The organism is Gardnerella sp. CCPDSM (assembly GCF_056754715.1).
In genome coordinates this window covers 158097-178193 of sequence record NZ_JBQEQO010000001.1, presented here as the reverse complement: position 1 = coordinate 178193, position 20097 = coordinate 158097, and the positions used below count along the sequence as shown (strand labels likewise).

Sequence of the window (20097 nt, the reverse complement as noted above, 5' to 3'; positions counted from 1 at the left end):
GCAATCAATCAAGTTATTTATAACCATAATTCGTCAAAATAACTCTTAACAACCATTTAAGGGTACCATGTGCAGCTTACTGCTTCAACACATGTAGCACACAACAAATACGAATTTACGCAGCCATTCGCATAAGACGACCAACGCGCTCTTTAACAGGAGGATGCGATGAGCACAAACGCACTAACATTGAAGCATGATTATTCCATGGTTGAATAATCATCAATGAAGCTACAGCTTGCAATCCTGCAGTCGATTTCATCTCATGAAGTTGCAATCCGTACGCAATTTTGTTTAAAGCAGACGCAAGAGCAGCAGAATCACCAGTTATTTCACTTCCGCCCTTATCTGCATCAAATTCTCTAGAAACTGGAATATTAACATTCATAATAATTGCAGCAATAGGAGCAAACAGCATATTAAAAACTCTGCCCACAAATTTGCAATACTTACGAATATCACGATGGTATGTATCGCCTATATAAACAAGCCAAGAACCAACGTACGTAAGAACTGTTGCAGTCGCAGTAGCTAAAGCGGAAGCAAGAATATCATGATTATAAATATGCATTAATTCATGGCTTACTACTCCGCGAAGCTCACGTTCGTTAAGTATGTTTATTAATCCTCTAGTAAAGCATATGCTTGCGTGACGCTCGCTTCTTCCAGTGGCAAAAGCATTAGGACTTTGGTGAGGAGACACCATCACGCGCGGCATTGGCTTACCAATTCGCGCAGATAATTCTCTAACAGTGCCGTATAAAACTGGCTCCTCATCTTCACTAACTTCAACAGCATGCATAACAAAAATGGCGAGCTTGCTAGAAAACCAGTAAGCACTAGCGCTGAAAACAATTCCAATCAGCGAAAGCCATATAAGCATCACAAAATTAGTGCCAGAAAGAACCCAAATTAACGCAAGAATGAGCCACACAACGCCAAAAAACAGTATGGCTTTCAAGCTGTTATAGTGGTAGTCCCTTACGCCTTTAAACATGGGAGCCAGTTTAATAATTTGAACTTAAATTTTTCTGAATATATACTGCATGTTTACTCACTACAAGAAAAAATATTAAATTTCAGCTATTTTCCTAGAGCAATTTCTAAAAGTTCTGCAGAAGATACCACTTTCTTTCGCGCGCGCTGCTCACTTGCGCCGGACGCACGCTCGTAATTATCAACTCGCTTCCAGCCTGCGTAGTCAACATGGCGTATTTCACGCGAAGCTAGCAGTTTATCAATAGACTTTTCGTCACGATCTTTTGCAATAAGCCCGGATTTTGCTAAATCTTCAAGCATGCGGTCAACAATAAGAAGCGCGTCGGATTTAGTAGAGCCGATTAAACCAACAGGTCCTCTTTTAGCCCAGCCGGTAGCATACAAGCGTTCGCGCACCTCACCATTTTCTACAGAAGTTACGATTCGACCATCATTATTTGCAAGCAGAGTGCGCTTTTCGTCGTAAGCAATGCCTGCAACTTCTGCAGGATGGTAGCCAATCGCATGGTACACAGCTTGCACATCGTAATCTTCAAATTCACCAGTACGAGTCATTGTGCCGTCCGCGCTTGTAACAGTTTTCTCAACTCGTATTGCTTTCACACGCCCATCTTCGCCAAGAATTTCAACCGGAGCCGAATTGAAATGAATAACGTAACGTCGGTTGGCAGGATTTCCTTCAAAATCAACGTTTCCGCCATCTTCCATGTCTTCTGCCATGTCTCGAATCGCAAAAAGCTCCTCAACCATTTGACGCGTGAGCTTATCGTTACCAGCAACTTCTATCGTTTCATCGTCTAGCTCAAAATCGTCCTCGTTAATAACAATTTGCACTCCGGATAACTTTTCCATTTCACGCAATTCTTGCACGGAGAATTTCGCTTGAGCTACGCCTCGGCGAATAAATAAATGCAAAGTATGAGTTTGATTTTTTTGTAATCCTTCGTATACGTCGTCTGGAATATCTGTATGCGCGCGCAAATAATCAGGGTCGCGCAAAAGCTCACGAGCAACATCCATTGCCACGTTTCCGCCGCCAATAACAGCTACTTCCTTTGCTTCAAGCGGCCATGTGCGCTTGCTAGTTGGGTATCCGTCGTACCATTCTACGAATTTTGCAGCTCCGTAAACTCCGTCTAAATCAGCACCTGGAACCCCTCTAAGCGGCCTATCTTCCACAGCTCCTGTGGCAAATAACACTGCATCGTAGCGCTCCAATAAATCTTCTAAAGTAATATCTTTACCAAATTCAACATTTGCATAAAGATGAATATTTGGATTATAAAGCGTTTTTTCAAGTGCGTCAGCAATAAATTTAATACTTGGGTGATCCGGAGCCACTCCATAACGCACTAAGCCGAAAGGCACAGGCAACTTTTCAAAAAGATCAATGCGAGCGCTCGTGCCAAGACCTAATTCTTCGCCACGTTTAGCAAGTTGTCGCAAGAAAATATCGGAAGAATACACTCCTGCAGGGCCTGCACCAATTACTGCAATTCGCAATTGAGATGTTTCGCGTGAAACATTTTCGTTTAAATTATTTTTTTCCATTATTATCCCCATATTGAGCTATATATACGGCAGTTTCACCGTGTTCGCGCTATTTTGCGCGGCCTACAAGCATAGGTTGCTTCTATTTCTACGTAACTAAAAAGCGTTATCTGTACGTTGCAAAAATAAGTTACGTTCCAGCTTAATTATTAATAGGCGAAGCTAACTCGTATGCTTTCATAATTAGACTAGCGCATTGTTTCGTCTTATAACATACCCAAGTAACTATGGTTAAGAATAATTTACTTGCGTTCGCGCAATGCTGTTAAAGCCCACGTAATTGCAATAACATCGATTATTTCTTGCATCATGGCTCCAATAACCGCTGGAATAAAGCCAAAAGCTGCAAAAATCATGCTAATAATCGCTAAACCAATTCCAATCATTACTGACTGAACCATAATGCGCTTAGTTTGTTTTGCCACGCGTATTGCGCCAGCAACTGACGCAATATTGTTGTTCATAATAACTACTTGCGCACACTCAGATGCTGCTGTATCCGTGCCGTCCGTTACCGCTACGCCAATATCGGAGGCAGCAAGCACAGGAGCATCGTTTACGCCGTCTCCAACCATCATGGTTACGGTTGAATCTTTCTTATTTTTGACTGCATTATAATTGCGCTTTTTTACATACGCTAATTTATCTTGCGGAAGTAAATCTGCATGCACAGAATCAATACCAACGCTTTTGCCAATGGTTGTTGCAGCTTGCATGCCGTCGCCAGTAAGAATAGATATTGATTTAACTCCAAGCGAACGCAAATTTTCAACAGTTGATTTCGCGTTATTTCGCGGCACGTCTTTTAATACGATTCTTCCTACCAGCACGCCGTCAAAAGACACGTAGGTTGCCATTTCGTCTGCTGCAAGAGATTTACCTATAGTTTGATTCGCGTTTTGCTCTGTAACGTACTTGCGTCTGCCAACGCGCACCAAAACACCGTCCACAACGCCCTGAATACCCTGACCTGCAGTTTCTTTAACACTGTGCACTACTGGGTACTCTCTAACGCTAGGAAGCTGCGGAACCGAAGATGGGTGAGTATTTTCCCACAAGCTTGCTCCAGCTTTAGCAATACCGCCTGCAAGTATGTGCTGAGAATAAGTTTCTAGAACACCTGCGAGCATCACAATTCGATCAGCATTCTGCGTAGCGTCAATTACATCTACGTTTACCACCTGCGGCTGCTTAACTGTCAATGTGCCAGTTTTGTCGAAGAATACGTCTGTTACTCGGCTTAACTGCTCCAGAACATCCTGACTTTTTACAACGATTCCAAGTTTCGCTAAACGCCCAGTACCAGCCATGCACGCAACCGGCACCGCAATAAGCAGCGGGCAAGGAGTTGCCAAAACCAGTACTTGCGCAAATCGCAATACGTCGCCAGAAAAGCCCCATGCAATACCTGCAATCGCAAAAGATAATACTGTAAACGGCACAGATAGCATGTCTGCAAATCTAACTACTGCAGCTTTAGAAGACCTAGCAGACTCAACAAGCTGCATGATTTTCTGATACTGCGAGTTTTTAGACAGCTTTGTTACGCGCATAATAAGCACAACTCCACCGTTTACACAGCCTGAAAGCACTGCAGCTCCCGCATAGACTTCTCGGGGCACGGATTCTCCGTTAATAGCACTTGTGTCTAAAATTGCAGAACCACTTAGCAGCTCGCCATCAACTGGCACAGTTTCGCCAGGAAGCACAATAATTACGTTTCCAATCTTTAATTCATCAACTGGAACCGTTTTGTAACGCTGCAAATTTGAGGAGATTTCGCCGTCTGCAGATGCTTGCAAAAATGGGCAATTATTTCGTTTACAGTTGAAATTTTGCAAGTTATTATTTTCGCAATTACTTTCGCAATTTTGCTCGCTACTATTAGATTGCTTAGAATTAGCGGCATCTACTTTTCTAAATTCAGCATGCTGGCACAGAACACACGAGCTAGGCTTGCACTGATTTTCACTCAAACATGGCGGTTCGTAGGATTCATCATTTGCTTGATTATTATTCATTCCATGCTCAATACCTGGCAAAGTCATAAGATGAGCAGTTTTTGGAGCTGCGCTTACTAAAAGAGATAGATTGCGCTGAGCTTTCATATGCGCAAAATCTTCAATCGCTTCTCCCGTCCAAACCATTACAACAATCAAATAACTTGCCCAGAACTCACCAATAAAAAGCGTTGCAAGCAATGCAACAAAAGCTAGCAAATCAATACCTAAAGTTCCATGCAATAAATCTTTAATCATATTATGCAAAGAAACAAGGCTGGTATATAAAACTAGAATAGCGATAATAGTTTTGCCAAGACTAAGATTTATGGAAATATCGTAATTGAGTTTTAAAAGATTAAAGATTTGTTGCGTAAAGTTAGCAATGTGCTCACAGAAAGTAGTTAATATAGGCAAATTGCATGAGTAAAAAGCCACAATAAAAGGAAAAGCAAAAATTACGACTGTTAATTGTGGTGCACGACGGCAATATGCTAAAAGTTTACGCATACACTTTCCTTACGCTGATCAGGTTAACCGCTTAAGACGTTTAACACACGATTTCACGCCTTGTTAACCCATTGAGCGCAACTTAAATAGTGCACTCAATACACGGCGTAAAGATATTTATATTTAATTTATATTTAATTTATATTTGTATTTATTTATATTTATTTGTATTTAGTAATCATACCAATAAGCCTTGATGAGAAACATTCTCATAAACGCAAGCTTAAACAATAAAAACTAAAACAAACCCAAAAACAAATTAATAAACAAAAAAGTTCTGGTTGAAAAATCAACCAGAACCTTGCTTGTGGAGCTAAGGAGACTCGAACTCCTGACCCTCTGCTTGCAAAGCAGATGCGCTACCAGCTGCGCCATAGCCCCATTTGAAAGAATGTAACCATTCTATCGTGGGCCCGGGAGGACTTGAACCTCCGACCTCATCCTTATCAGGGATGCGCTCTAACCACCTGAGCTACGGGCCCAACTTGTATGCCTAAAACATACAAGTAGTTACATTAGCACAGACACAGAAAATGTCAAACCGCAACACGCCATAAAAAGAAAATGGCATGTTGCGGTTCGAATCAAAAAAATCAAACAGAGGTTAATTAATCAAGATGGCTACGCATAAACCACTGGAACTTCTCCAGCTGCTGCACGTGATCCTGAATAATGTTAGAGCTCACAATGTCAAGATTGTCAAGCTCTGCAATAGCTTTGCGATCATCTGCAATCATATCGTTGTAATATTCAATAAGAGCCTGCAAATATTCTTTCGTTGACTTGCGACCAGTTAAAGCAAAACGCTTCCATGTGCGAGCTGCAACAACATCGTCTGCGCGTCCAAGTGGAGAACCACCCAAAGTTGCAATTCGCTCAGCAGTTTCATCCGCCTGCGCCAAAACTTCAGCAACCTGCGGATCAAGCATTTCGTGCACAGCAATAAAATCTGGACCAGTAACATTCCAATGAGCATGTTTAAGCACCAAAGCAGCCTCCTGCTCATGGCTTAAACGATTCTGCAAAACAGCAACAGCCTTTTCACTGGCCGCTTCGTCGAGACCTGGCAAAATATGCAATAAGGCCATATTTATCCTTCCTTAGATTTTTTATTACTATTACATTCTACTGCTACGGCTTAAATTACGCGCGACGACGCACTTCAAGAGTTGCAATACGTCGACCATCAACCGCAGTTACAGTCATATCGTAGCCGTCTGCATCGTGCAAAACAGCTCCAACGCTTCCCATAGAACCAGTATGCGCTAAGAAATAGCCTGCAACAGTTTCATAAGGGCCATCTTCAAGCTCAATGCCTGTAATGTCAGCAAAATCTTCAATAGTCATACCACCATCAATTTTTGCAACACCATTTACAAAAGCAGTTGTTTTATTCACATTATTTTGCTCAGATTCTTCTGGCAGATCATACTCGTCACGAATATCTCCAACCAACTCTTCTGTCATGTCTTCAAGAGTTACAATTCCGTCAGTTCCGCCGTATTCGTCAATAACAATAGCCAAATGGATTCCGCGCTTTCGAAGCAGCTCTAGGCTTGGCAAAAGCTTTGAAGTTCCAGGAAGACTAATTCCTTCGCGAGTTACATCTGCAACAGTTTTTGCGTTAGGATCTCTAACATCCAACAAATCGCGCACATGCACAAAACCAATAACGTCGTCAAAATCCTTGCCAATAACCGGGTATCTGGAATACGGAAGCTCACGAATTTTTGCAGCTGCTTCTTCAAGACTTAACGAGCCGTCCAGAAATTCCACGTCAGCACGCGGGCGCATCACTTCAGCAACAATAGTTTCCGAAGCATCAAACACGTCATCCAAAATATTGCGCTCATCCTGACTTAAACGCTTATTGCTATTAACAAGCACGCGCAATTCTTCGTCAGAAACTTCGCTTTCTTTTTCATTAGGATCAAATCCAAGCAAACGCACAAAACCGTTAGTATTCTTACCAATAAGCCAAATAAGCGGCTTACAAATTTTCGAGAAAATATCTACTGCCGGCACAACCGATCGCGCAATTTGTTCAGCACGTTGCATTGCAATACGCTTCGGCACGAGTTCGGAAATAACAATAGAACAGTACGAAATAATAAGAGTTAAGAAGATTGTAGTAAGAGGGCCTGCAACATGAGCCGGCACACCCCATGAACGCACAACAGGCACAACGTAAGGCGCTAACGCAGATTCGCCGAAGGATGCGGAAAGAAAACCAGAAAGCGTTACGCCAATTTGCAGTGCAGATAGAAAAGTATTAGGGTCGCGCGCAATTTTCGCAACACGCGCGCCGCGAGCATCCTGCAGTTCCATGCGATCAATTTGCGAACTTCTTAAGCTCACTAAAGCCAACTCGGTTGCCGCAAATATAGACCCGAATAGTAGAAAAATTATAATGAGCAGAATATTAAAACCAATCGCCATAATTGTTATCTTAGTTTACTTCTATGCGATATCAACAATTCTTTAGTAGAAAATAATTTTTAGTAGAAAATTATTTACGGTCGGTAAAAATACCCGGTTGGGGCTTGAGCGGTTCTCAAAGAGATTACTCGCAAGACTACTCCAGCACGCTGGTACCCGTGAACTCCAACATTTCCGCGCTCAATGCGCGCACGAAGCTGCACCCACTTATGTTCGGCGAGATTTTTAGAAGAGGAATATTCAGCAACTAGTCCGAATGGAGACATGTCTAGTATGCAGCACGACATTAGTTGGCGAGAAATGCGGAATTGGTTAGCGCCTAAAGTAGCGTCACGGCTTACAAACCCCGTAATCGTAATCGTGTAGCCTTCATATTTTGACAAATTATGATCAATTTCGTCATACCATAATCCAAAATCGTCATTTTTTACTTTTATTTCGCGAGATTTTTCGTTCAAACCAGCAAGTCGCGAATTGTAACGAATCGCAATCGCACGTCCTCCTGCGTAACGGTCAAAACCGCTTGAACTAAGGCTTTGCGAAGACTGTAAAGGAATAATAATTAGAAGAGCTGGAATCGCTATGGAAATTAATATGCGCCACGAGTCGCGTGAAGAAACCGCAAACCAGCCGCATGCAGCGCAAAATGCTAAAACTACCAGCAAAACTGACGCAATTATTAAATAAATGAAAGCTCTAGGAGTGGTGAAAAGAGTGTACTGCCCACTTAAAGTTACTACAGCAATCACTGCAGCTAAGCACAATAATAAGAAAGCTTCTACAAGCCCAGCAAAAGTAACGTGATTGCGCTGCTCGCTTTTAGTTGCGAAAAACCTCGTGCGTTTCATAGCATGAATCCCCAAGCCCAGTTAGAAAATAGCGAAGCAAGGAAGCATACGCCAGCAATAGTTAAAGTTAAGCGCAAAACGAATTTTCCACGGCAGTCGGCGACTAGCATAAGCGTATTTTTTAAGTCCAGCATTGGGCCAAATAGCAAAAATACCAGCACTGAAGACATCGGCAAAGATGCTGCCAAGCTACGCGCAATAACAGCATCCGAGCTTGAACATAGCGAACTTAAATAAGCAATAGCCATCATTGCAGGAATTGCAAACCAAATATTATTCGCTTGCACGCGAGATGCAGGATCCGCACCAAGCCAAGCGCGAATAATAGAAGCAACAATAGTTCCGCATACAATAATTGGTAAAAGTTTCAAAAAATCTTCGTGAATATGCTTTATGTACAGCTTTATTTGCGCGCAAATACTTGATTTTTTGATATTTTGCTGCACTACTTTAGTTGATTGCGCTGATTGCGTTACATGATTGCAGCCACAATTTAGTTCACAAGAACATTTTGATTTAAAATTATTTTTTAATAAATTTTCATTACGCAAAATTTGCGATTTTGTAGGAAAAATTACAAAACTAAATCCAACTAATAAAGCGATGCCAACACCTAAAGCTACGCGCATAACTACTACCGCAGGAACGTCCGCAAAAGCGTACCAAGTCGCTAAAACAGACACAGGATTTACTACAGGAACCGCACACAGGAACGTTACTGCGCATGGAAGCGGCAATTTTCTTGCAACCAGCCTAGAAAATGTTGGCACAACAACGCAGTCGCACACCGGCACGCACACGCCTGCAAGTATTGCAGCCAAAAAGCCGTTTGCAGTGGATTTAGGAGCGTGTTTTTCAATAAAATCAGACGTTACCCAAGTTTCCACAGCCGCCGACACAAGAACGCCAATAATAGTGAAAGGAATTGCTTGCAAAAGTAGGCCAGCAACGCCACGAACAGTTGTGTCAATAAGAAGCCACGGGCAGCGCGCTTGTAAAGCAGGAGCCATAGCAATAATAAGAGCAGCGAAAGGTATGCCAGCAACTAAAAAAAGATAGTGAGCAGAATTTGCTGGTTTTGCTTGACTTGCTTGACTTGCTGGTTTCGCTTGGGTTTCTGTTTTTAGCATGACAATACTTCCACCAAACCGTCGCTCATACGGTATCTTGCTCCAACTAGCATCAAAACATCGCTAAAAACAGCTTCGCGAATTATTTGAGATTTATCGCAAATTTCAGCCAACATATTAGACACGTGAATGCGCTCAATATCGTCCGTGCTCAAGTCTTCTTCAACACCTGCGAGCGCAGCCGGCCCTAAAGAACGCAGCAATATTGACTCGCTCGACTCAATTATTTCGCTTGTTTTATCTTCGCCGTATTCAGAAACCAGCTTTTGCACGCTCGGCAAAACAGCCTGTACGGCGCCGCAATGCTCATGCCCAAGCACAACCAACACTTTTACTCCCAAATCGCTTACAGCGTATTCTAGCGAAGAAATTACAGCATCATCCAACATCTCACCTGCTGTGCGAACAGAAAAAATATCCCCCAAACCGGCATCAAATATAAATTCTGGAGCAACTCTAGAATCCGCGCACGAAAGCACAACAGCTCCAGGATGCTGGCCGTCAATAAGTTTTATGCGCGCTTGTGAATTTACGCCTGCATTAGTTGACTTGCCTTCTGCAAATTTGCGATTCCCTGCAAGCATTGCGCTTAATACCGATGTAGCTAAAACCGAATTTTCATTAGCAAAATCTTCGCTTGCCTCTTCTTGCATTATTACCTCCTACATTGGCATTGGCAATATTTAGTTGATTAAAGTTTAAAATTTTTGACTTAGAATATATTGTATCTTTCGTAGTAAATAAGAATTTTGTTTAAGAATATAAGCCTATTATCAAAAAGGCTCCCGTATCGCAATTCGCAAATACGAGAGCCTTCTTGATTTAGTAATTTATTAAAATCATCCAGTATTTTGCAAGCCTGCAGCAACGCCGGAAACAGTGCAAAGAATAAGGTAGATGAACTCTGCCTGCTGGCTTTCGCTCAATTCTTCCTTATCTACCTTGTTACGAAGCTTGTGCAATGCAAGGGATTGGATTACAGAAAGCGCGTCAACGTAAGGCGAGCGCACTCGAATAGCCTGGCCGAGCACGTGACGATGCTGCAAAGGCCACTTGTCGTCAACAATTTGCAAAACCCACTTGCGAGTAAGCTGCATTTCCGAAAGTACCTTATCGCTCAAATCTTCGCGATCTCCAAGGCTTAAGTACATGCGAGCAATACGCTCATCCGTTTTAGCCAAAGACATCTCAATATTGTCAATAAAAGTACTAAACAGCGGCCACTCTTCGTAAGCTCTGCGCAAAGTTTCCAAGTCGCCAAACTTTTCGCAAGCTGTTCCCAAACCGTACCATGCTGCCAAGTTGATTCGAGCCTGAGCCCAAGAGAACACCCACGGGATTGTGCGCAAATCATCCAAAGACTTCGCGCCCAAACCGCGCTTAGCTGGGCGAGAACCTATTGGAAGCAAACCAATCTCGCTAAGCGGTGTAACCGTAGAGAACCATGGAGTGAAATCATCCGTTTGCAGCAAATCAAGGAAGCGCTCATGAGCTGCAACATCAAGCTTTGCAGCCATATCCGCATACTTCTTCGTCATATCAGTATTAGTTTTCTCAACACTTGGCGAAGACTGAAGCAAAGTTGCAGAAGCAACGGATTCAACGTGGCGAATTGCCAAAATAGGGTTACCGTAGCGGGCGAAAATAACCTCGCCCTGCTCAGTAAGCTTAAATCGGCAGTTGACGGAACCAACTGGCTGAGCAAGCACTGCACGGTTTGCAGGACCGCCACCGCGGCCAACAGCACCACCGCGGCCGTGGAATAGTGTCAAATCAATATCATGCTTCTTAGCCCATTGAGCAATGCGCTCCTGAGCAGAGTGCAAAGCAAGCGTTGCGGAAGTAGGACCAGCATCCTTGGAAGAATCAGAGTAACCAAGCATAACTTCCATCTTTCGGCCGGTAGCCTTAAGACGAGCTTGCACTTCAGGAATTTTAATAATCTCCTCAAGCACATTTACAGAATTCTGCAAATCTTCCAACTGCTCAAACAGTGGAATTACGTCGATTGTTGGCGCATCCTGTGGGTGAGCGAAAGCAAGACGATTAAGCTCAAATACGTCGCGCACATGCTGAGCAGATTTTGCGAAGGAAATAATGTAGCGTCGAGCAGCACGCATGCCGTTGCGCTTTTGGATTGCTCCCAAAGCGCGGAAAGTATCGAGCACTTCACGAGTCATCGGCTGAAGCGGTCCGCGTTCGCCGTGCAATCCGTGTTCGCGAATATCTTCCAAAGCGCGAGAATGCACGAGAGAATGCTGACGGAATTCCATTTCAACCATGTGGAATCCAAAGGTTTGCGCCTGCCAAATCAAATCCTGCAAAGGACCATAAGCTGCTCGAGGATCGCCACCTTCAGCCAAAGAGCGCTGCACAATTTGCAAATCTTCAATAAAATCTTCGCAAGAATGATACATCAAATCCGTATCGCGGCTAATAGTGCGGTGCAAACGGTCAGCCATTACAAGCATTACAGCACGATGTGGCTCACTATTAGAAACGTCTGAAGCGCTTTCTGTAAGCTGTTCGCTCATTTCGCGCTGACGATTCCACAACTCAAGCAGCTCCACGCTTGGAGGAGTTGTGCGAGTTTCCATAGTTAAGCACTTGCCAACTTCGCGCGTGCGATTCTCCAAAGCCGCAAGAACATGATCGCTAAACTTTCGAGCAACCTGACGGCTCACTTTAGCAGTCACGTTCGGGTTGCCGTCGCGATCCGAACCAATCCAGCTTCCTGGATGGAAGAATGCAGGGCAGCGAGGAGGCACAAGACCTGCCTTCTTACCAAGCAGCCAATCGTCAAAACGACGATACACAACTGGAATAGTGTCAAATAATGTAGCGTCAAAAATATCGAGAATAGTGTCAGCTTCTTCAACTGGAGTTGGCTTCTTCAAAGCAATTGGCGAAGTTCTAAGCAGAGCGTCAATTTCGTTATAAAGACGACGATAATTTTCACGCTTGTCGGATCCGCCTAAGCGATGATGCTCGCTTAATAATTGCGAAATTCTACGAATCTTTCCAGCAACAGCCTTACGACGAGCTTCAGTTGGGTGCGCAGTAAATACAGGATGGAACTCAAGTTTTGCAAGCAATTCTTTAGCTTGCGCTGGACTCATTTCCGTCAATAATTTGTGATACGCGCAAGTAAGTTCGTTTACTGGGTCAACTGGCATCGAATCTTCAACATCGCATTCACGCTGATGAAGTACAGAAACTCGATAATTCTCTTCGCACAAATTAGCTAAATGGAAGTATGTTGCAAAAGCGCGAGCTAAAAGCTGAGTATCATGCAAATTCATTCCGTTGAGCTTGCTAACAGCCTTACTTAAGCCATCGTCGGCTGTTACTTTTGCATCTACCATTTGTGCAAAATGCGCGGCACTAGCTTCAACAGTATTCAAACGAACGTCGTCGAATACTGCGAGCAATTTTTCATCAAATTCACCAAGAACATCGCGAAGAATATGCAAACACAAATCCATGTCCTGCTTAAGCGATGCTGGAAGGTCACGCTCCTCTGGGCCTTTTCGCCCTAAACCAGACGTAACAATAGTTGCGTCTGCTGGAGTAACCTGCTGATTTTCTTCTGTCATCAGACCTCCTTGCGCCAGACAAAGGTTGCTTGATCATCTGACTTCCGCGGCTCCTCCGCGGTTATGTAGGTCAAAAGTTGCAAGCCCACAGCCTTGTTTCCAGCGAGATACCAAGTTAATTGTGAAACTACCACCGGACGTAGTTCGAAGCGTATTTTGTTTGTAAAAATCTGCTAGGCAAAGGGGGTCGTATACTGAAAAATTGTGAGTAGAGTAGATAATAATGCAAGCAGTAATTCAGATAGCAATACAGGCAATAACGCCTGTAATACTGCAGATAGTGACAGTTGTAGCAACAAACCTGAAATTCTTTCAACCGGGCATGTAGTTGGCAAACCTTCTGGACGTTTTCATACTCATGCTATCCCGCTTGACATGGACGATGTTGAGCGCGATTGGGATAAGCCTGTTACTGAAGCGTGCATAGCTGCAAAATCAAGCATTATTATTCGCGTTGGCGCGCTCGGATTAGGAGCAGGAACCGGAAGCTACCGCGTTCGCGAACTTATGCACAGAATCGGCGAACCGATGGGCGTTCACGTGCGCGCGGACGTGAATCTCACCGATATTGAAGCAACTTGCACCGATAAGCATGAGCGTATTACTGAGGTTGTTGATCTTCCAACCACCGGCGTAAACACTGAGCGTATTTGGCTTTTGGAGCATTTTGCAGACTGGTTTAACGTAAAGCTTGGCAACGATTCCTTGTACCACTCTAAAGCAGCTGTTTCTAAGGAATTAGTTGACACTCTTCAAGAAAGCGACGCAGAGCGCGATATTGTACAAACCGCTAAGCAGTCCGAAGAGCATGCTGCAAAAGTTGCGGAAGAAAAAGCTTTACAAGAAGCTATAAGAAAAGAAAAGCCGCGCGGAATTTTTGCATTACAGCCAGAAAACGCTTATGCTGAACATTTTTCGCACGTAAACAATTCCAGCAGTAATAACGATTCTAAAAATAATCATCCTCTTACTGTTCGAGAAGTGCATGACCGTCTTGATTTGATTAAAAATCGAAAGCCGCTTTATAAACCTTGGTTTGCAGGTCTTGCTTCCGCAATAGCTTGCGCATCCTTTGCTTTCTTGCTTGGCGGCGGACTTTACGACATGATTGGCGCTTTTATTGGTGCAGGAATCGGCCATTATATTCGTCGCCGCATGTTTATGCATCATCTTAACCAATTTGTAGTCACATTCGTTGCTGTTGCAATCGGCGCACTTTCTTGCATCGGCTCACTGCGACTTATTGGCTACTTCGACCCAAGCGCACTAAATCATACAACTGCGTATATTGGCTCAGTACTGTTTGTTATTCCAGGCTTCCCGCTTATTACAGGCGGCTTGGATATTGCAAAAATAGATTTCCCTTCCGGCATTCAACGTCTGTGTTATACGCTTGCGATTATTTTGATGGGAACTCTTGCAGGCTGGACAGTTGCAAGCCTTGTGCAGCTTAACCCTCAAGGTTTCCCTCCGCTCGGATTGAACCCTTGGCTTAATGCTGTTCTTCGACTTATTACAGCTTTTGCTGGCGTGTGGGGCTTCTCCGTTCTGTTTAATTCTCCACAGCGCATGTGCTTAGTTGCCGGCGTTATTGGCGCTATTACCGATACTTTGCGTTTAACTATGACAGATTTCGGTATTGCTGCAGAAATTGCGGCTTTCACTGGAGCTTTACTTGCTGGCTTGCTGGCTTCTGCTTGGCGCTCTATTGTTCGTCACGGACTTGCACCTCAATACTTGGGCTATCCGCGAATAGGTCTTACGGTTCCTTCAATTGTGATTATGGTTCCAGGACTTTATATGTATCGCGCAATGTTTTATCTTGGCCAATTCCACACGCTTCCAGCGTTAGATTGGACTTTCCGCGCTTTTATGGTGATTATTTGCTTGCCGATTGGTCTTGCTGTAGCGCGAGTTATTACAGATAAAAGTTGGCGTTACGACGTGTGATTTTCTAAATTTCAGTCTATCAATTTTCAACAAAAAGCCGCTTACAAGTTTTCTTGCGAGCGGCTTTATTGTTTATTAATTTGCTTATTAAAATTTAATTAGTACTTCTAGTACCTCTAGTACTTCATTCCCATAGCGTCTCGCACTTGAGAAAGTGTTTCTTCAGCAATAGCGTTGGCGCGCTTGTTACCATCGTGCAAAATATCTCGAACAGTATCCATATCTTTTGCTAATTCCGCGCGACGCTCGCGATGAGGTGCCAAGAAATTATTTACGTTTTCAATTACGTAAGCTTTCAGCGCGCCGGCACCAGCGTTACCAATTTCTTCAGCAATCTCTTTAGGATCCCTGCCTGTTACTAATCCTGCTGTAGTCAAAAGTGCTGAAACTTGCGGGCGCTCAACTGGATCAAAAGTAATCATTCGCTCAGAATCAGTTGGGCTTTTCTTGATTAACTTAGCAGTTTCTTCAGCAGTTGCTCCAAGCATAATAGAATTTCCGTAAGATTTGCTCATCTTACGACCGTCCAAACCTGGAATTTCTGGAGCGTCAGACAAAATTGCCGCAGGCTCTGGAAATACTGGATTCTTTTTTGCGTATCTCTCGTTAAAACGACGAGCAATTGTGCGAGTAATTTCAACGTGAGGCAAATTATCTTTGCCAATTGGCACAACATTTGCTTTGCAAAACAGAATATCGCAAGCTTGATGCACTGGGTAAGTAAGAAGCAGCCCAGTTAAAGCGTGACCGGAAGATTCCATTTCCGACTTTACAGTAGGATTCCTATGCAATTCTGCTTCCGTAACAAGAGACAGGAATGGTAGCATAAGCTGATTTGCAGCAGGCACAGCAGAGTGCGTAAAAATCATGGTTTTTTCTGGATCAATTCCAGCTGCCATGTAATCAAGCACCAAATTCAACACATTATCTTCAATATGCTCGGTTGTGTCGCGATCTGTAATAACTTGGTAGTCAGCAATAATGATATTGGTTTTTACGCCACGCTGTTGCATTGCGACACGCTCACGAATCGAACCAAAATAATGTCCTAAATGCAAACGGCCTGTTGGGCGATCGCCGGTAAGCATCGTAAACGAGGCTGGATTAGTTTTCAACTTTTCAAGAGTTGCATCCGAACGCTTACGCGCCGCAAGAAAGCTTGCGCTCATCTCGTTTCCTGCAGCTGTAATTTGTGCTTCTTCCGGCATTTTTAGCTCCTTAATTACACGTACTTTTACGCTTAAAATATGGCTTTTATGGTAAAAGTTTACACAGACAATACACACGGTTGCGGTTAAGTGGTACGCTCTTGTGTGATGAACTGATTGTTACGGTAATTTTTTAAGAGGGGGTCAGATGGGCCGCGGACGACAGAAGGCAAAGCAACAGAAAATTGCCCGTAAGCTCAAATACCTGACGACCGATACGGATTATGACGAGCTTGCTAAGGAGCTTAACTCCAGCGAACCCGGACAGGGATCCTTCGATCCATTTGCATCGAGCGAAGGTTATGAAGAAGATACGTATCTTCAGGAACAGGATGATGCTTCTGAAGAGGACGCATCTGCCGATACTTCTAACGATGATGATTTAGACGAATATGCTAAGTGGGCTGCTGAAGCTGCTGCAAAAGCTGTAAATAGCGAAAATTCAGCTTCGCATTCTGGCGCGCATACTCCTGTGCATCATCACATACCTATGCCTGTTCCAAGCTTCATGCATAAAAGTGATAAATAAGGATTCCGGTAATCGGTAAATAGAGCTTAGTTTATCAATAATTACTTTTAAATATCCTGGGTTGAATTAGATTTTTTGACCCAGGATATTTGTAAGTATTCTATTTTTTAAAAAAATTTATTATAAGGGCAAAATATCGCTTAAATTATCGCGTTCTCCGCATGCGCTTATATGTCCTACTTCGCATTCTTGCTGCCATTTCGTAATACCGCTTGCTAAACGTAGCCACACTTCTGGTTCAAGCTCAATAACATCTGGGGGAGTAAGATTATGCGGATCTGAAGCTGGACCTTCTAAAATCTTTACAGCTCCCCACGGCGCAACCCTTACTTCTACGCCTTCTCCCGGCACTTTACACTCAAGAATATGTAGCGAATATCTTACAGCCAGCGCTTCTTTAGACCGACTAATGTTTAAATAAGCGCTATTAATTAGCATTATGTTTAAGCCGCTATTAGATGCTTTCAACGCGGATTCACGCCAAAAATCCCATGCGCTTTCCCCTTGTTTCATATCGCGCTCAAGTATTACAGCCATGCAAACCATTATCTTATAAACAATCTACTTTGCGTAAATATTTGCGCTGATACGTTATATACCAATAATTAAAGGGATTGGGGTTGTGGTACTATTAGGAACATCGTGTGCATTCACATACCTTTTGTAGTTATCTAAAAAAAAAATAGTTACCTGCATCATGGTGATGGTTTAATTGCCTAAACAAAGTTTCAGGCTGCACACTGTTAAGTAAATATATCAAACGGCACAAGGAGTCAAATATGACTAAACACGTCGCGCCGAAAGCCAAAACTACTGCGACGGCATTTGCCAAAGAACTTCAAGAGCACCTCAAGTACACCCAGGGTGTAACGCCAGAGCAGGCCACTACGGCAGATGTGTATGTTGCCGCTGCTACCGCAGTTCGTCGTCACTTGATGGACTCTTGGATGCAGACACAGCATGACATGGTTAATGGCAACACAAAGGCTGTCGGCTATTTAAGCGCCGAGTTCTTGATGGGCAAGCAGCTTGAAAACGCTTTGATTAACGCTGGTCTTACCGATCAGTTCAACAAAGCTGTTACCAAGCTTGGCTTTGATCCACGCGCTGTAATCGATGCTGAGTATGAACCAGGTTTGGGTAACGGCGGTTTGGGTCGCCTCGCAGCCTGCTTTATCGACTCACTCGCCTCTATTGGCGTTCCAGCATTCGGCTACGGCATCCAGTATCGTTACGGCATCTTCAAGCAGCGTTTTGATGAAGAAGGTAAGCAGGTTGAAACTCCTGATTACTGGTTGAGCAATGAAGAGCCATGGGGTCACATTGATTACGGTCGTGACCAGCGCGTCAACTTCGGTGGTGAAGTTGTAGAAGAAAACGGCAAGCGCGTGTGGAAGCCAGCTTGGTCCGTTCGCGCAGTACCAGTCGATTACATGGTTCCAGGTTACAATTCTGGCCGCGTAAACACTCTTCGTTTGTGGACTGCTAAGTCTTACGATGAGTTTGATTTGCTCACCTTTAACAAGTCCGAGTACTTGGATGCTGTAAAGCCACAGGTTGCAGCAGAAAACATTTCTAAGATTCTTTATCCAGAAGATTCCACTCCAGAAGGTAAGGCTTTGCGTCTTGAGCAGCAGTACTTCTTCGTAGCTGCTTCTATCCATGACGCAATCCGCGTATTCTACCCAGGTCAGGATAAGCCGGATCTCACAACATTCCCAAGCAAGATTAACTTCCAGTTGAACGATACTCACCCAGTTATCGGTATCCCAGAGCTTATGCGCGTTCTTATGGACGAGTACGACTACGATTGGAACACCGCTTGGGGTATCACCACCAAGACCTTCAACTACACTTGCCACACCTTGCTTCCAGAAGCTTTGGAAGTTTGGCCAGCCAAGCTTATTGGCGAACTTTTGCCACGCCACCTTGAAATCATTCAGGGCATTAGCGAGCAGTTCCGCAACGAGCTTCGCAGCAAGGGCGTTGCTGAGGATCAGGTTGAGCGCATGCGCATTGCTACCGACGCTGACGAAAATGGCGAAGGTGCTGTAGTCCGCATGGCTTACTTGGCTACCTACGGCGGCTCTTACGTTAACGGCGTTGCTGAGCTTCACTCTGAGTTGTTGAAGGATGTCACTTTGAAGGACTTCTCCAGCGTTTACCCAGATAAGTTCAAGAACGTTACTAACGGTGTAACTCCTCGTCGCTTCGTGCGTTTGAGCAACCCACGTATGTCTGCTCTTATTACTGAGGGCTTGGGCACCGACGCATGGCAGGGTGATTTGGAGCTTCTCGAAGGTTTGAAGCCATTGGCTGACGATCCATCCTTCGTAAAGAAGTTCGCTAAGGTAAAGCAAGAGAACAAGCTTGCCTTCGTTGATTTCGCAAAGCAGAAGTATGGCTTTGAAATCAACCCAGACACTATGTTTAACACCATTGTTAAGCGTTTGCACGAGTACAAGCGCCAGTCCATGAAGATCCTCCAGGTCATCTCCACATACGCTGGAATTAAGAACGGCACAATCGACGTAGACAAGATGCTTCCACGCACCGTGTTCTTCGGCGCTAAGTCTGCTCCAGGCTATGCTATGGCAAAGCTCACCATTCAGCTCATTAACAATGTTGCTCGCGTGGTGAATAACGACCCAGCATGCAAGGGCAAGCTCGCTGTGTTCTTCCCACCAAACTACAACATCGAGTTGGCAATGAACTTGATTCCTGCCACCGATTTGGATGAGCAGATTTCTCAGGCTGGTAAGGAAGCTTCCGGCACTGGTAACATGAAGTTTGCTTTGAACGGTGCTTTGACTGTTGGTACTCTCGATGGTGCAAACGTTGAGATTCGTGAGCGCGTTGGCGCTGAGAACTTCTTCCTCTTCGGCATGACCGTTGACGAAGTTGATAAGCTCTACGCTGAAGGCTACGATCACGGCGGATCCCGCAAGTACTACGAGTCTGATCCTCGCTTGAAGACCGCTGTGGATATGGTTGCTGACGGCACCTTCTCCAACGGTGACAAGAGCGTGTACGAGCCACTCGTCAACGATTGGCTTACCCACGATTACTTCATGGCAATGGCTGACTTCAGCTCTTACATGGATATTCAGGCTCAGATTGAGGAAACTTACCGCGACCCAATGAAGTGGGCTCGCATGGCAGTTTTGAACGTAGCCAACTCTGGTTACTTCTCTTCTGACCGCTCTATCGAAGATTACCTCGATCGCATTTGGCACACTGGTGCTCTTCCAGCACACGTTGCTGAGTAATCAACTAGCGTTTTAATCGCTTAAGAAAAAGCGGAGGCTGTTAATCAGCTTCCGCTTTTTTAGTTCTT

Annotated in this window: 14 protein-coding genes and 2 tRNA genes; 3 read left to right on the top strand and 13 right to left on the bottom strand. The window is 44.1% G+C overall.

Translation table 11 applies throughout. From position 1 onward, the window contains the following. Window positions 1-115: 115 nt before the first annotated feature. The 11 genes from ACTJLE_RS00780 to ACTJLE_RS00730 form a co-directional block, all read right to left on the bottom strand. Entirely contained in the window at window positions 116-997 is an 882-nt protein-coding gene (locus ACTJLE_RS00780; RefSeq protein WP_481267004.1) for a M48 family metalloprotease, read from the bottom strand. An 86-nt stretch (window positions 998-1083) separates the two neighbouring features. Continuing rightward, a complete protein-coding gene (locus ACTJLE_RS00775; protein ID WP_481267003.1) occupies window positions 1084-2550 on the bottom strand; it encodes an FAD-dependent oxidoreductase in 1467 nt (488 codons plus the stop codon). A 242-nt stretch (window positions 2551-2792) separates the two neighbouring features. Next, window positions 2793-5060, bottom strand: a complete 2268-nt coding sequence (locus ACTJLE_RS00770; protein WP_481267002.1) for a heavy metal translocating P-type ATPase — start codon at window positions 5058-5060, stop codon at window positions 2793-2795. 308 nt (window positions 5061-5368) lie between these two features. Further along, window positions 5369-5441, bottom strand: a tRNA-Ala gene (locus ACTJLE_RS00765). A 27-nt stretch (window positions 5442-5468) separates the two neighbouring features. Further along, window positions 5469-5542: transfer RNA gene (locus ACTJLE_RS00760), tRNA-Ile, on the bottom strand. Window positions 5543-5668: 126 nt separating this feature from the next. Further along, window positions 5669-6148, bottom strand: a complete 480-nt coding sequence (locus ACTJLE_RS00755) for a Dps family protein (RefSeq protein WP_004126655.1) — start codon at window positions 6146-6148, stop codon at window positions 5669-5671. Window positions 6149-6203: 55 nt separating this feature from the next. After that, a complete protein-coding gene (locus ACTJLE_RS00750; RefSeq protein ID WP_119487438.1) occupies window positions 6204-7499 on the bottom strand; it encodes a hemolysin family protein in 1296 nt (431 codons plus the stop codon). A gap of 74 nt (window positions 7500-7573) precedes the next feature. Continuing rightward, window positions 7574-8347 carry a TIGR03943 family putative permease subunit gene (locus ACTJLE_RS00745; RefSeq protein WP_481267001.1) on the bottom strand — a complete coding sequence of 258 codons (774 nt, stop codon included), beginning with the start codon at window positions 8345-8347 and terminating at the stop codon, window positions 7574-7576. Beyond that, window positions 8344-9477, bottom strand: a complete 1134-nt coding sequence (locus ACTJLE_RS00740; RefSeq protein WP_481267000.1) for a permease — start codon at window positions 9475-9477, stop codon at window positions 8344-8346. The genes ACTJLE_RS00745 and ACTJLE_RS00740 overlap by 4 nt, the downstream gene beginning before the upstream one ends. After that, window positions 9471-10130 carry a carbonic anhydrase gene (locus ACTJLE_RS00735; protein ID WP_481266999.1) on the bottom strand — a complete coding sequence of 220 codons (660 nt, stop codon included), beginning with the start codon at window positions 10128-10130 and terminating at the stop codon, window positions 9471-9473. The genes ACTJLE_RS00740 and ACTJLE_RS00735 overlap by 7 nt, the downstream gene beginning before the upstream one ends. Window positions 10131-10316: 186 nt before the next feature. Then, window positions 10317-13073: a phosphoenolpyruvate carboxylase gene (locus ACTJLE_RS00730; protein WP_119487434.1), complete on the bottom strand. Its 2757-nt coding sequence runs from the start codon at window positions 13071-13073 to the stop codon at window positions 10317-10319. Window positions 13074-13277: 204 nt separating this feature from the next. On the opposite strand from ACTJLE_RS00730, the gene ACTJLE_RS00725 reads away from it, so the two are divergent. Next, a complete protein-coding gene (locus tag ACTJLE_RS00725) occupies window positions 13278-15023 on the top strand; it encodes a threonine/serine exporter family protein (protein ID WP_481266998.1) in 1746 nt (581 codons plus the stop codon). 116 nt (window positions 15024-15139) lie between these two features. Here the strand turns inward: ACTJLE_RS00725 and trpS are convergent, their stop codons facing one another. Continuing rightward, window positions 15140-16231, bottom strand: coding sequence for a tryptophan--tRNA ligase (trpS, locus tag ACTJLE_RS00720; protein WP_481266997.1), 1092 nt, complete (start codon window positions 16229-16231; stop codon window positions 15140-15142). Between the two features lie 148 nt (window positions 16232-16379). Between trpS and ACTJLE_RS00715 the strand changes: the two genes are divergently transcribed. Then, window positions 16380-16760 (top strand): DUF3073 domain-containing protein, encoded by a 381-nt coding sequence (locus tag ACTJLE_RS00715; protein WP_119487431.1) that lies wholly within the window; start codon window positions 16380-16382, stop codon window positions 16758-16760. A 120-nt stretch (window positions 16761-16880) separates the two neighbouring features. Here the strand turns inward: ACTJLE_RS00715 and ACTJLE_RS00710 are convergent, their stop codons facing one another. Beyond that, window positions 16881-17297: a sterol carrier family protein gene (locus tag ACTJLE_RS00710; RefSeq protein WP_481267103.1), complete on the bottom strand. Its 417-nt coding sequence runs from the start codon at window positions 17295-17297 to the stop codon at window positions 16881-16883. Window positions 17298-17539: 242 nt separating this feature from the next. Between ACTJLE_RS00710 and ACTJLE_RS00705 the strand changes: the two genes are divergently transcribed. Next, window positions 17540-20029: a glycogen/starch/alpha-glucan phosphorylase gene (locus tag ACTJLE_RS00705; protein ID WP_481266996.1), complete on the top strand. Its 2490-nt coding sequence runs from the start codon at window positions 17540-17542 to the stop codon at window positions 20027-20029. The last annotated feature ends 68 nt before the right edge of the window (window positions 20030-20097 follow it).

Coding starts and splice junctions, on each gene's coding strand:
- ACTJLE_RS00780 (WP_481267004.1), bottom strand. CDS start 997: ATGTTTAAAGGCGTAAGGGACTACCACTATAACAGCTTGAAAGCCATA.
- ACTJLE_RS00775 (WP_481267003.1), bottom strand. CDS start 2,550: ATGGAAAAAAATAATTTAAACGAAAATGTTTCACGCGAAACATCTCAA.
- ACTJLE_RS00770 (WP_481267002.1), bottom strand. CDS start 5,060: ATGCGTAAACTTTTAGCATATTGCCGTCGTGCACCACAATTAACAGTC.
- ACTJLE_RS00755 (WP_004126655.1), bottom strand. CDS start 6,148: ATGGCCTTATTGCATATTTTGCCAGGTCTCGACGAAGCGGCCAGTGAA.
- ACTJLE_RS00750 (WP_119487438.1), bottom strand. CDS start 7,499: ATGGCGATTGGTTTTAATATTCTGCTCATTATAATTTTTCTACTATTC.
- ACTJLE_RS00745 (WP_481267001.1), bottom strand. CDS start 8,347: ATGAAACGCACGAGGTTTTTCGCAACTAAAAGCGAGCAGCGCAATCAC.
- ACTJLE_RS00740 (WP_481267000.1), bottom strand. CDS start 9,477: ATGCTAAAAACAGAAACCCAAGCGAAACCAGCAAGTCAAGCAAGTCAA.
- ACTJLE_RS00735 (WP_481266999.1), bottom strand. CDS start 10,130: ATGCAAGAAGAGGCAAGCGAAGATTTTGCTAATGAAAATTCGGTTTTA.
- ACTJLE_RS00730 (WP_119487434.1), bottom strand. CDS start 13,073: ATGACAGAAGAAAATCAGCAGGTTACTCCAGCAGACGCAACTATTGTT.
- trpS (WP_481266997.1), bottom strand. CDS start 16,231: ATGCCGGAAGAAGCACAAATTACAGCTGCAGGAAACGAGATGAGCGCA.
- ACTJLE_RS00715 (WP_119487431.1), top strand. CDS start 16,380: ATGGGCCGCGGACGACAGAAGGCAAAGCAACAGAAAATTGCCCGTAAG.
- ACTJLE_RS00710 (WP_481267103.1), bottom strand. CDS start 17,297: ATGGCTGTAATACTTGAGCGCGATATGAAACAAGGGGAAAGCGCATGG.
- ACTJLE_RS00705 (WP_481266996.1), top strand. CDS start 17,540: ATGACTAAACACGTCGCGCCGAAAGCCAAAACTACTGCGACGGCATTT.